This window comes from Methylobacterium sp. 001424705 (assembly GCF_059816145.1).
This window is the reverse complement of the sequence record NZ_JCBANU010000030.1, coordinates 45,150-57,440: the sequence shown is the minus strand read 5'-3', so window position 1 is coordinate 57,440 and position 12,291 is coordinate 45,150. Positions and strand designations below refer to the sequence as shown.

Here is a 12,291-nt window from a genome sequence, read left to right as displayed (position 1 = left end):
CCACCACCCCGCCCCCCCCCCGCCCCGCCCCCCCCCCCCCGCCGCGGCCCCCCCCCCCCCCCCCCCGCCCCGCCCCCCCGCCCCCCCCGCCGCCGGCCGCGGAATCCGGCCTGCCGGGCCTGTTCGCCGCCGAGTAGGCCCGCGGGCGAACAGGCTCTCAGCTGAACAGACCTGGGGCCATCGCCGCGCGCAGCATCTGCGCGAGGCGGTCCAGCGCCGGGGAGCGGCGCCCGGTCGAGGCCCGCAGCGACAGACCGATCCGGGGCAGCGCCGGCAGGTTGGCCTCGGCCGGCTCCAGGGCGCGGAGGGTCGGCGGCAGCCCGTGGGGCACCCGCAGGGCGATGCCGAGGCCGGCCCCCACCGCGGCCCAGAGCCCGGTCAGGCTCGGCGACGCGAAGGCGACCCGCCACGGGATCGCGGCCCCGTCGAGGGCCCGCAGACCCGCCTGGCGGAACAGGCACGGCGCGGCGAAGGCGACCAGGGGCAGGGTCGCGTCGGGCGCGCGCACGAACCCGTCCCGCGGCCCGATCCAGGCCATCGGCAGGTCGAGGCGCGCGAGCGGCGCCGGGCCCGGCCAGGCCTCCGACGGCACGGCGCCGGATTCCCAGGCCAGCACGAGGTCGAGGCGCCCGGCCTGAAGCCCCGCCAGCAGGGCGGCGTTGGTCTCCACCCGCACCTCCACCTGCACGCCGGGGTGCTGGCGCGCGAAGGGGCCCAGGAGGCCCGGCAGCCAGGTCTCGGCGAAATCCTGCGGCAGGCCGAGGCGGACGGTGCCGGCCAGCGCCGGTTCGCGCAGCCGGGCCAGGGTGTCGTCGTTGAGGGCGAGCAGGCGCCGGGCCGGGCCGAGGAGGGCCTCGCCGGCCTCGGTCAGGGCGAGGCCCCGGCCGGACTTCCGGGTCAGCGGCTGGCCGAGCTGCGCCTCGAGCTTGCGCAGCTGCAGGCTGAGGGTGGACGGCGAGCGGCCGAGGCGGTCGGCGGCCTTTGCGAAGCTGCCGAGGTCGATTCCGGCGACGAAGCTGCGCAGGGCATCGAGGTCGAGGCTGGTGGCGACCATTCGGTTTTCCCAAACGATCCGTTCGGATCTTCGCGATTTTCGCGACGATGCTGCGCCTTTAAGCCTGGATGGGTCAACACCACACCCCGCGAACCCCCACCCGCAGGAGCCCCCCATGCCGTTCGTCCGCGTCACCCTCTCCGGCCCGCCCCCGAGCGGGCTCGCCCGCGAGGCACTCCAGGGGGGCGTCACCGCCCTGATGGCCGAGGTCCTGGGCAAGCGCGCCGACCTGACGGCGGTGCTGGTGGAGGGCACGGCGCCCGGGGCCTGGAGCATCGGCGCGGAACCGGTGGAAACCGCGGCCCATCTCGAGGCCACGATCACGGCCGGCAGCAACAGCCCGGCCCAGAAGGCGGCCTTCCTCGCGGCGGCGCACCGGCTGCTCGCCGAGACCCTCGGGGCGGGCCTGCCCCTCGCCACCTACGCGGTGGTGAACGAGGTCCCGGCGGAGTCCTGGGGCTATGGCGGGCTCACCCAGGCGCAGCGCGCCCGGGACCGGGGCTGACGGGGGCCTTCAGCGCTTCGTGGCGGCCTCGTAGTATCTCGGCTCGAACAGGCCCTCCAGGGGGACGTCCTTGTCGAGGGTGCCGATCGAGACCTGGTAGGCCTGCATCGCCTTCGTGGCCGCGATGATCTGGCGCGGGTCGGCGGTGAACTTCGCCGCCGGCGAGGTCAGCGCCCGGGTGATGGTGGCGGTGTCGGTGATGCCCTTGCCCAGCGCCGCCTCCACGGGCTTGGCCGCGCGGGCCGGATCGCTCTTCAGGAGCTCGGTGGCGCGCACCACGGCCTTCACCAGGCCTTCCACGGCGGCGGGGTTCTTGTCGGCGAAGGCCCCGAACACGCCCACCACGGTGCCCGGCTGGTCGGGGAACATCTCGCCCCCGGTGGCGACGAGCTTGATGGCGGGGTTGCGCATCTGCACGATGGTGAGCGCCGGCTCGCGGATCGAGGCGCCGTCGACGGCCCCGGCCAGCATGGCCTGCTGGGTCGCGTCGATGCCCATCGCCACCACCTCGGCATTGGCCTTGTCGGCCTTGGCCACCTGCCAGAGCCAGTGCTGCAGGGTGGTGTTGGGCACCGAGCCCGGCGGCTGCGTGGCGAGGCGGGCGGGTTTGCCCTCCTTGGCCCGGAACTGCGCGAAGGCCTGCGCCTTGTCGGCGCCGTCGGCGAAGTAGGGCGCGAGCTTCGGGCCGGCCACGAACACCATCTCCTCGATGGCGGTGGCGGCCACCACCCGCACGTCGATGCCCTTGGTGCGGGCGACGGCCAGCGGCGCGACGCCGGCGACGTAGACGTCGATGGTGCCGGAGGCCAGGGCCTGGATCATGTTCGGGCCGGATTCGAAGGTGGTGAAGGTGGGTGCGAGGCCCGCCTCCTTCAGCCAGCCCTCGCCGTTGGCCACGAAGATCGGCGCCGCGCCGATCACCGGGATCACGCCGATGCGGACCGGGACCGGCGCGGCGGTCTGCGCCGCGGCCGGTCCGGCGGCGAGGAGGCCCGCGCTGGCGGCGAGGGTGGCGGCGAAGAAGGTCGCGGCGAAGGTGACGTTACGGCGGGTCGGGCGCATCGGGTGGTTCCGGTCGGGGGCGGGCCGAACCCGGGCGCGCACGCGGCGGGACGGCGTGCGGCGGCGCGGGGCCGGCCAGGAGGATGCCGCGCAGTGGCACGCACGGGGCGTCAGCGCAAGAATCCGCTCCGGTCTCGGCGCTCCACCCCGGATGTTTGGCGTTTTCATCTCCACCGCATGCGCGAAGGAGAAGATGAATCTCCCGCCGGCGAAGGGTTGCGGGCGGGCCGGCAAGGTCGAGAGCCCGTCGAATTCGCCCGCGCCGCCTTCGGGATCCGTCCCGTTACGGGAACGGGTCCGGACCCACCCCGTTGTCACCCCGTCGCGGCACCGGCCGCCGACGTGAGATTGAGGGAAACCTGTTATGAGCCTCCTCGGCAGCATCGTCAGCAAGATCCTCCATCCGTTCGGCGGCGGCGACGCGCAGGCCAAGCCGTCCGAGGCGAACGCACAGCCCTCCGCCGGCGGTTCGGACGCCCCCGCCTCGACCCCGACCAGCACCGGCGCCCCGGCCGGCGGCCCCGTCGACGTCGAGCAGGTGCTCAACGGCATGGCGGCGAAGAATTCGCAGACCCTGAACTGGCGCACCTCGATCGTCGACCTGATGAAGCTCCTCGACCTCGATTCGAGCCTCACCGCCCGCAAGCAGCTCGCCGACGAACTGCACTACACCGGCGACAAGGAGGACTCGGCCACGATGAACGTCTGGCTGCACAAGCAGGTCATCAAGAAGCTCGAGGAGAACGGCGGCAAGGTTCCGGCCGATCTCAAGGACTGATCTTTTCCGAGTGATCCGGCGCGGCCTGCATCCGGGTCGCGCCGTCGGGGCAGGGGACGGCGTTCCCTGCCCCTTTTCTATGGTGGTCCGGGTCGCCGGCGCGGGAACCCGCCTTCAGCCCTCCAGCCGCTGCCCCAGGCGCCCGGCGAGATCCTGGATGAACTGGAACGCGGTCCGGCCCGAGCGCGAGCCGCGGGTGGTCGCCCATTCGAGGGCCTCCGCGCGGACCCGGTCCGGCTCGGCGCGCAGACCATGGCGCGCGACATAGGCGCGGATCATCGCCAGGTACTCGTCCTGGCTGCACTTGTGGAAGCCGAGCCAGAGGCCGAAGCGGTCGGAGAGGGAGACCTTCTCCTCCACCGCCTCGCCGGGATTGATCGCCGTGGAGCGCTCGTTCTCCACCATGTCCCGGGCCAGCAGGTGGCGCCGGTTCGAGGTGGCGTAGAACAGCACGTTCTCGGGCCGTCCCTCGATGCCGCCGTCCAGCGCCGTCTTCAGGGACTTGTACGAGGTGTCGTCCCCGTCGAAGGAGAGGTCGTCGCAGAAGACGATCCAGCGATGGGCGTCGCCCCGCAGGGTCGCCATCAGGTCGGGCAGGGCCTCGATGTCCTCGCGGTGGATCTCCACCAGCTTCAGGGGGAGGGCGCCGGGCGCCCGCGCCGCGTTGATCTCCGCGTGCGCCGCCTTGACCAGCGAGGACTTGCCCATGCCGCGCGCGCCCCAGAGGAGCGCGTTGTTGGCCGGCAGGCCGTCGGCGAACAGGCGGGTGTTCGCCACCAGGGTGTCGCGGGCCCGGTCGATGCCGGTCAGGAGGCCGATCGCCACCCGGTTGACGCGTGGCACCGGGATAAGCCGGCGCTCCGGCCCCCACAGGAAGGCGTCCGCTTCCGTCAGGTCGACGGGCGCGCGCGGGGCGGGGGCGGCGCGCTCCAGGGCGGCGGCGATCCGCTCCAGCACCGGCAGGAGCGCCGCCAGGGCTGCCGGATCGACGGCCGGGTCGGCGGGGGGCGTGGCGGTCATGGACGGCTCCTCGAACTCGGGTCCCGCGACGGGGCGGACAGGGCGGGTCAGACGTGGCGGGTCAGACGTGGCGGGTCAGACGTGGCGGGTCAGACGTGGCGGGTCGGACGTGGCGGGTCCCGTGCTTTACGGCGCCGGAGCGCCGCGATGAACCCGATAAATCGCGCCGCCGCCGGCGATTCGCGGCCCCGGACCCATTCGCCTCACCCGGGCGGCGTTGCTTTCACTTAGGCCCTGGCTATAGTCCGCGCGCTTTTTGACAAGCCCGGACGCCCCCTCGACCGAGGGTCTGGCGGCGCGGGCCTTATCCTTGAGGAGTCACCCGCTTGATCACCCCCGCCTTCGCGCAAGGGGCCACCTCGGCCGCTGGCGGAGCGGACATCGCCTTGCAGGTGGTGCCGTTCGTCCTCATCTTCGTCATCATGTACTTCCTGATCCTCCGCCCGCAGCAGCGCCGCGTGAAGGAGCATCAGAACATGGTCAAGAACGTCCGCCGCGACGACACCGTCGTGACCACCGGCGGCATCGTCGGCCGGGTCACCAAGGTCGCCGACGAGGCCTCGGAGATCGAGGTCGAGATCGCGCCCAACGTCCGCGTCAAGGTCGTGCGCGCGATGATCTCGGAAGTCCGCGTCAAGGGCGCGCCGGTCAAGGCCGCCTGAGGCGGCGACCCGGGCGCTGCAGGCCGGGCCCACGGCCCGCGGCGCCCTTGAGGAAACGGACACAGGACGGACCCGGCGGATGCTGCGCTTCTCGAGAACCAAGATCGTCACGACGCTGGCCGTCATCCTGATCGGCCTCAGCCTCGCCGTGCCGAGCTTCTTCTCGGCCGAGCAGCGCAGCCACTTCATGGCCTCCCTGCCGAGCTGGTTCCCCAGCTGGATCGTGCCCCAGCGCGCCATCGTGCTGGGCCTCGACCTCCAGGGCGGCTCGCAGCTCCTCCTCGAGGTCGACCAGAACGACCTCGCCAAGTCCCTGACCACGGCCCTGCGCGACGATGTCCGCCGGGTCCTGCGCGAGGCCGGCGGGGTGACGCCGGAGGGCGGCATCCAGATCATCCCGCGCGGCGTCCAGCTCCGGATCTCCAACGAGGCCGCCCGCGCCAAGGTGCTGCCGAAGCTGCGCGAGCTCGCGCAGCCGATCTCCAACGCCCTGGTGGGCCAGGGCGGCGGCCAGACCCTGACCGTCGCCGAGAAGCCCGAGGGCGTGATCCAGCTCACCCTTACGGATGCGGGCCTGACCGACCGGACGCGCCGGGCCGTGACCCAGGCCATCGAGGTCATCCGGCGCCGCATCGACTTCGGCGGCACCAAGGAGCCCTCGATCCAGCAGCAGGGCGCCGACCGCATCCTCGTCCAGGTCCCCGGCCTCCAGGATCCGCAGAAGCTGGAGGACCAGCTCGGCAAGACGGCCAAGCTCGAGTTCCGGATGCTGGCGGATTCGCCCTCCGGCGACGTCGACCTGCTGCCCTCCAAGGACGAGAAGGGGGCCCGCGTCCCCGTGGAGCGTCGCGTGATGGCCTCCGGCGCCGACCTCACCGACGCCCAGCCGGCCTTCGACCATCAGACCCAGGAGCCGATGGTCAGCTTCAAGTTCAACCTGAAGGGCGCCCAGAGCTTCGGCCAGGCGACCTCGGAGAATGTCGGCCGCCGCATGGCCATCGTCCTCGACAACGAGGTGGTCTCGGCCCCCCGCATCAACACGCCGATCACCGGCGGCTCCGGCCAGATCACCGGCAACTTCACCGTGGCCCAGGCCAACGAGCTCTCGATCCTGCTGCGGGCCGGCGCGCTGCCGGCCAAGCTCACCGTGGTCGAGCGCCGCGTGGTCGGTCCCGGCCTCGGCAGCGACTCGATCCAGGCCGGCAAGTACGCCACCCTGGTGGCCGGTGCCCTCGTCATCGCCTTCATGTTCGCCACCTACGGGGTGTTCGGCTTCTTCGCCAACATCGCCCTCATCGTGCACGTGGGCCTCATCCTCGGCCTGATGTCGGTGCTGGAGGCGACCATGACCCTGCCGGGCATCGCCGGCATCGTGCTCACCATCGGCACGGCGGTGGATTCCAACGTGCTGATCTACGAGCGCGTGCGCGAGGAGGTCCGGGCCGGGCGCTCCATCGTGTCGGCCCTCCAGGCCGGCTTCGACAAGGCCTTCGCCACCATCATCGATTCGAACTCGACCATGGCGATCGCCGCCCTGATCCTGTTCTTCCTCGGCTCCGGCCCGGTGAAGGGCTTCGCCGTGGTCTTCATCCTCGGCATCCTCACCACGGTCATCACCGCCGTCACCCTGACCCGGATGATGATCGCCCTGTGGTACAACATGGCCCGGCCCAAGGCGCTGCCGTTCTAATCCGCCGTTCGCCCGTTCACCGTTTGCAAGAGGAGGTCGATCCGATTTTCGCGTGATCCGCTCGGTCGCCACGCCACCACGTCATTCCGGGGCGCCGCAGGCGAGCCCGGAATGACGGGGAGCCCGGAGGAGACGAGCGCGGCCACGCAGAAGCCCGATCGACCGCATCGCCGAAAGACCCGAGACCGATCATGCGCCTGCTCCGCCTCTGGCCCGACGAGTCGCACGTCGACTTCATGCGCTTCCGGCGCATCACCTTCCCGCTCTCGGCGTTCCTGTCGGTGGCGACGGTGGTGCTGTTCCTCACCGTCGGCCTGAACTTCGGCATCGACTTCAAGGGCGGCACCCTGGTGGAGCTGCAGGCGAAGTCGAAGACGGCCGATGTCGGGGCCGTCCGCCACACCGCCAACGGCTTCGGCTTCGGCGAGACGGAGGTGCAGGAGCTGGGCGGCGAGGGCACCGTCCTGGTGCGCTTCCCCCTGCAGCCGGGCGAGCAGGGCCAGACCGCCGTGATGCAGAAGGCGCACGCCGCCTTCGACGCCGAGTACGAATTCCGCCGCACCGAGACCGTGGGACCCCGCGTCTCGGGCGAGCTCGTGCAGTCCGGCACCATCGGCGTCGTGCTCTCGGTGCTCGCCGTGCTGTTCTACCTCTGGTTCCGCTTCGAGCGGGAGCTGGCGCTCGGCGCCATCGTGGGCACGCTGCACGACATCGTGCTGACGCTGGGCGTCTTCGTCATCAGCCGCATCGAGTTCAACATGACCTCGATCGCCGCGATCCTGACCATCGTGGGCTACTCGCTCAACGAGACCGTGGTGGTGTTCGACCGGACCCGCGAGCTGATGCGGCGCTACAAGACCATCCCCACGGTGGAGCTCCTCAACCTCTCCATCAACTCGACGATGTCGCGCACGGTGATGACCGCGACCTCGGCCTTCCTGTCGCTGCTCGCCCTGGTGCTGTTCGGCGGCGAGGCGATCAAGGGCTTCGCCATCGTGATGCTGGCCGGCGTCGTGATCTGCACCTACTCGGCGATCTTCGTCTCGACGCCGGTGCTGATCTATCTCGGCCTGATGCTCTCGGGCGTGAAGGCGCAGGGGCGCCCGGCCGGCGGGCGCGTGCCCCAGGCGGCGGAGTAGGGGCGGGCATGGCGTCCCTCGGCAGCCTGCACGACGGCTTCGTTCCCGGGCGCCACCTCATCGACGCCTACGGCAACGGCGGCTTCCGCTTCGCCGAGATGTCGCATCGCGGCTCGATCCTGGTCACGCCGTCGGGCATCCGGGCCTGGGACGTGGGCGCGCCCCGCGCCATCGACCGGAACAGCCTGCGCCCGATCCTCGCCGAGGCCGGGGCGGTGGACCTCCTCCTCATCGGAACCGGGCTCGAGATCGCGCCTTTTCCTGATGCGCTCCGGCGCTGGCTCAAGGAGGGCGGCATCGGCCTCGACGTGATGCAGACGGGGGCGGCGGCGCGCACCTACAACATCCTCATGGCGGAGAACCGCAAGGTCGCCGCCGCCCTGATCGCGGTCGCATGATGAATTGCGGGACATGACGGATTCGGACACCCGGACCAGCCCGGCCGAGGGCAACCTCACCTTCGCCTTCCAGCATTGCGAGGCCCTGGTCCGGGAGGGCGATCCCGACCGCTACTTCGCCACCCTCTTCGCGCCCGCGAGCGCCCGTCCCCACCTCTTCGCCCTCATCGCCTTCAGCCTCACCGTCGCGCGGGTCCGCGAGGCCGCCTCCAACCCGATGGCCGGCGAGATCCGCCTGCAATGGTGGCGCGACGCCCTCCAGGGCGAGGCCCGCGGCGACGTGAAGGCCAACCCCGTGGCCGCCGCCCTCGACGACGCCATCGTCCGGCGCAAGCTGGGGCGCCAGCCCTTCGTCGATCTGATCGACGCCCGGGTCTTCGACCTCTACGAGGACCCGATGCCCCGGGTGAACGACCTCGAGGGCTATTGCGGCGAGACCGTCTCGGCCCTGATCCGCCTCGGCGCCCTCGTCCTCTGCGACGGGGTCGAGCCCGGCGGAGCGGCCGCCGCCGGCCATGCCGGCGTCGCCTACGGGGTCACCGGCCTCCTGCGCGCGCTGCCCTGGCACGCCCGGGCCGGCCAGGTCTACCTGCCCGCCGACATCCTCAAGACCTACGGGGTCACCCGCGAGGACATCGTCACCGGGCGCGGCGGCCCCGGGCTCCTGCGCGCCACCGCCGATCTCCGGGCGCTGGCCCGCCGCCACCTCAAGGCCTACGCGGCGGCCCGCGCCACCATCGCGCCGGCGGCCCGTCCCGCCTTCTTAGCCGTCGCCCTGGTGGAGCCCTACCTCGCCGCCATGGAGCGGCCGGGCTACGACCCCCTCAACACCGTTGTCGAGATCCCGCGCTGGCGCCGCCTCTGGACCCTCTGGCGGGCCTCCCGCCGGGCCTGAGGGCGGGCCGGTCGCCCATGAAAAAGGTCGGCCCCCGAAGGAGCCGCCCGTCATCCGTCGCGAAAGGGGCGGCCCCGAACGAGCCGCCCCGTCATCCATCGCGAAAAATCCGCCTCAGCGGGCCTTCTTCGTCAGCTTCTCGGCGATCTCGAACATCTCCTGGGGCGCGTAGTCCGGGGTGAAGGCCGAGGGCACGCCGGTGAGCTGGTGGATCTTGCCGCCGTCGGGCATCCCCTCGACCACGCTGAGCTCGCCCGGCGGGTCGCCCGGGAGCGCCACCTCGCCGTTGCCCCAGATGCCGGCCATCTCGGTGTAGTCGCCCGGGCTGAAGGTGTAGAGCCGGCGGTGCGAGCCCTCCTGCAGGTACTTCTGGCACTCGGGGATCTTGTCGAGGTTGATGTTCGGGGTCGGTAGGAACTTCTCGATCTCGACGCCGGTGATCTTCTTCAGCGCCAGGGCGTAGGCGTGGGCGTGCACCGAGCCGCGCACCAGCAGGTAGCCGCAGACCTCGCGGCCCGTCGGGTCCGTCAGGGTCTCGTAGACGCGCAGCTTGTGCAGGCGGGCGCCGCACTCGAGGTGGAAGTTGTGCAGCAGGTCCACCACGACGTTGCCCGTGGTGGTGATGAAGTCGTTGTTCCAGGACGCGCCGTTGCTGTTGACCGGCGTGACGCCGCCGCCGTTCGACAGGAAGGCGGCCGCGAGGCGGATGTCCTTCATGTCCTCGAACGGGGCCTTCGAGATGTCGCCGCCGTCCTTCTCGTCGCCGTCGTTGTCGGGGCCGTTGTTCAGCATCGCCACGCCGTTGCTGACGAGCTCCACGTGACCGAGTTCCTCGGCCGTGATCGCGGCGACGAGGCTATAGAACGGGCGCAGCTTCGACTTGCTTCGAAAATTGAAGCTCTGGAACATGTAGTTTCCCAGGGTCGACATCTCGCCGTACTTGCCGCCGAGCAGTTCCTGCAGGGCCGCAGCGGCGTTGGGATCCTTCCGCTTGGGGGCGGGAAGCTCGGCCTGTAGCTTGTCGACGCGCATAAACATGGATTAAATCTCCGCTTCCCGTCGTTCGGGGTCTCGACAGGGAAGTGGTCGCCGGACGCGCATGTTCCGCTGGCCCGGCCAGGAATGCGGCGGCCGCGGCGTCGCGGACCGGGGCGGGTGCGCCGGCGGCGCGGACGGATCTTCGTGCAACACCCTCTGAATACATGATTAACCGCGTTGAGCCGGCCGAACGGCTCTGCTAGCAACGGGAACAAGGCCCGGCATGAGATCGGGTTGCCCTGGAGGAGGACGGCCCCCGTGAACACAGTGACCACCTGGAATCAGGTCTACGACCCATTCGGGAATGCCTGGCTCTCGACGCTTGCGGCCTCGCTGCCCGTCATCGCCCTGCTGGGCATGATCGCGAGCGGCAAGGTCCAGGCCCATATCGCGGCCGTGCTCTCCCTGGTGCTCGCCTTCTGCGTCGCCGTCTTCCTGTTCGGCATGCCGGGCGACCTCGCCCTGCGCGCCTCCGGCTACGGCGTCGCCCTCGGCCTGTTCCCCATCGGCTGGATCATCCTGAACGTCATCTTCCTCTACCGCCTGACGGTGGAGAAGGGCTGGTTCGCCACCCTCCAGCAATCGGTGGCGGGCATCACCACGGACCGGCGCCTCCAGCTCCTCCTCGTGGCCTTCGCCTTCGGCGCCTTCTTCGAGGGGGCGGGCGGCTTCGGCACCCCGGTGGCGGTGACGGGCGCGATCCTGATCGGCCTCGGCTTCTCGCCGCTGGCCGCCTCCGGCCTCTCGCTCATCGCCAACACGGCGCCCGTGGCCTACGGGGCGCTCGGCGCGCCCATCCAGGGCCTCGCCTCGGTGACGGGCTACGATCCCTACATCCTCGGCGCCATGATCGGCCGGCAGCTGCCGTTCTTCTCGATCATCGTGCCGTTCTGGCTGATCTGGGTGTTCGCGGGCTTCCGCGGCATGATCAAGATCTGGCCCCCGATCCTGGTCTGCGGCGGCTCCTTCGCGGCGGCCCAGTTCCTGATCTCGAACTACGTGAACCCCTGGATCGTCGACATCGGCGCCTCCCTGATCTCGATGGCCGCCCTGGTGGCCTTCCTCAAGGTCTGGCAGCCCAAGGAGGTCTGGACCTCCCCGGCGCTTCGCGGCAACGACCCGTCGATCGGCTACGTCAACGGCGGCCGTCCGGTCTCCCTGGGCGCCGCCGTCCCGGGCGACCTGCCCAAGGTGGATCTCGGCAGCCGCACCGCGACCTCCCGCGAGATCGCGATGGCCTGGGTTCCGTGGATCATCCTCTCGGTGATCGTGGCGATCTGGGGCACCGGCTGGTTCAAGAGCCTCGTCAACCCGATCTTCACCTGGAAGTACGAGGTCCCGGGCCTGCACAACGTCATCATGAAGGTGCCGCCGGTGGTGGCCAAGGCCCATCCGGAAGCCGCCGTCTTCGCCTTCACCTACATGTCCTACACCGGCACCGGCGTGCTGTTCGCGGCGATCATCTCCGGCCTGATCATGCGCTTCTCGCCCTGGCGCCTGGTGACGGCCTACATCGAGACGATCTGGGTCTTGCGCTACTCGCTCATCACCATCGCGGCGATGCTGGCTTTGGGCGTGCTCACCCGCTACGCCGGCGTCGACGCCACCCTGGGCCTCGCCTTCGCCGGCACCGGCATCCTCTACCCGTTCTTCGGCACGCTGCTGGGCTGGCTCGGCGTCGCGCTCACGGGGTCGGACACGGCCTCCAACGTGCTCTTCGGCGGCCTGCAGAAGATCACCTCGGAGCAGCTCGGCCTGTCGGGCATCCTCATGGCCTCGGCGAACTCGTCGGGCGGCGTGATGGGCAAGATGATCGACGCCCAGTCGATCGTCGTCGCCTCCACCGCCACCGGCTATTTCGGCCAGGAGGGCAAGATCCTGCGCTTCGTGTTCTGGCACTCGATCGTGCTGGCCTGCCTGGTCGGCGGCCTCGTGATGCTGCAGGCCTACGTGCACCCGTTCAGCGCGATGGTGATCCACCCGTAGGGGCGATCCGCTCGACACCCTGACGACAGGGCCCGCCCCGGAGACGATCCGGGGCGGGTTTTTT

General features: G+C 70.9%; 12 protein-coding genes. 8 read left to right on the top strand and 4 right to left on the bottom strand.

Going from position 1 to position 12,291, the window contains the following annotated elements; translation table 11 throughout:
• Positions 1–157: 157 nt before the first annotated feature.
• On the bottom strand, positions 158–1,054 hold the full coding sequence (locus AC6EUL_RS19810) for a LysR substrate-binding domain-containing protein (RefSeq protein ID WP_499872172.1): 897 nt from the start codon (positions 1,052–1,054) through the stop codon (positions 158–160).
• A gap of 115 nt (positions 1,055–1,169) precedes the next feature.
• Between AC6EUL_RS19810 and AC6EUL_RS19805 the strand changes: the two genes are divergently transcribed.
• Positions 1,170–1,559: a tautomerase family protein gene (locus tag AC6EUL_RS19805; protein WP_499872170.1), complete on the top strand. Its 390-nt coding sequence runs from the start codon at positions 1,170–1,172 to the stop codon at positions 1,557–1,559.
• A 9-nt stretch (positions 1,560–1,568) separates the two neighbouring features.
• Here the strand turns inward: AC6EUL_RS19805 and AC6EUL_RS19800 are convergent, their stop codons facing one another.
• Positions 1,569–2,621 (bottom strand): ABC transporter substrate-binding protein, encoded by a 1,053-nt coding sequence (locus AC6EUL_RS19800; protein ID WP_499872168.1) that lies wholly within the window; start codon positions 2,619–2,621, stop codon positions 1,569–1,571.
• A gap of 364 nt (positions 2,622–2,985) precedes the next feature.
• Between AC6EUL_RS19800 and AC6EUL_RS19795 the strand changes: the two genes are divergently transcribed.
• Positions 2,986–3,399: a DUF3597 domain-containing protein gene (locus tag AC6EUL_RS19795; RefSeq protein WP_056274936.1), complete on the top strand. Its 414-nt coding sequence runs from the start codon at positions 2,986–2,988 to the stop codon at positions 3,397–3,399.
• 114 nt (positions 3,400–3,513) lie between these two features.
• Here the strand turns inward: AC6EUL_RS19795 and AC6EUL_RS19790 are convergent, their stop codons facing one another.
• Positions 3,514–4,419: an ATP-binding protein gene (locus AC6EUL_RS19790; protein WP_499872166.1), complete on the bottom strand. Its 906-nt coding sequence runs from the start codon at positions 4,417–4,419 to the stop codon at positions 3,514–3,516.
• A gap of 326 nt (positions 4,420–4,745) precedes the next feature.
• Between AC6EUL_RS19790 and yajC the strand changes: the two genes are divergently transcribed.
• The 5 genes from yajC to AC6EUL_RS19765 all read left to right on the top strand — a co-directional run bounded on the left by yajC (position 4,746) and on the right by AC6EUL_RS19765 (position 9,203).
• The gene (yajC, locus tag AC6EUL_RS19785) at positions 4,746–5,081 is read left to right on the top strand and encodes a preprotein translocase subunit YajC (protein ID WP_055949106.1); all 336 of its coding nucleotides are present in this window, start codon (positions 4,746–4,748) and stop codon (positions 5,079–5,081) included.
• A 79-nt stretch (positions 5,082–5,160) separates the two neighbouring features.
• Positions 5,161–6,771: a protein translocase subunit SecD gene (gene secD, locus AC6EUL_RS19780; RefSeq protein WP_056222070.1), complete on the top strand. Its 1,611-nt coding sequence runs from the start codon at positions 5,161–5,163 to the stop codon at positions 6,769–6,771.
• A 191-nt stretch (positions 6,772–6,962) separates the two neighbouring features.
• On the top strand, positions 6,963–7,910 hold the full coding sequence (gene secF, locus AC6EUL_RS19775; protein ID WP_056349780.1) for a protein translocase subunit SecF: 948 nt from the start codon (positions 6,963–6,965) through the stop codon (positions 7,908–7,910).
• 8 nt (positions 7,911–7,918) lie between these two features.
• On the top strand, positions 7,919–8,308 hold the full coding sequence (locus tag AC6EUL_RS19770; protein WP_056222075.1) for an Mth938-like domain-containing protein: 390 nt from the start codon (positions 7,919–7,921) through the stop codon (positions 8,306–8,308).
• 13 nt (positions 8,309–8,321) lie between these two features.
• The gene (locus AC6EUL_RS19765; protein ID WP_056274930.1) at positions 8,322–9,203 is read left to right on the top strand and encodes a phytoene/squalene synthase family protein; all 882 of its coding nucleotides are present in this window, start codon (positions 8,322–8,324) and stop codon (positions 9,201–9,203) included.
• A gap of 114 nt (positions 9,204–9,317) precedes the next feature.
• Here the strand turns inward: AC6EUL_RS19765 and AC6EUL_RS19760 are convergent, their stop codons facing one another.
• The gene (locus tag AC6EUL_RS19760; protein ID WP_056222081.1) at positions 9,318–10,241 is read right to left on the bottom strand and encodes a manganese catalase family protein; all 924 of its coding nucleotides are present in this window, start codon (positions 10,239–10,241) and stop codon (positions 9,318–9,320) included.
• A gap of 267 nt (positions 10,242–10,508) precedes the next feature.
• Between AC6EUL_RS19760 and AC6EUL_RS19755 the strand changes: the two genes are divergently transcribed.
• Complete coding sequence (locus AC6EUL_RS19755) at positions 10,509–12,227, top strand: L-lactate permease (protein ID WP_499872175.1); 1,719 nt, start codon at positions 10,509–10,511, stop codon at positions 12,225–12,227.
• Positions 12,228–12,291: the final 64 nt, after the last annotated feature.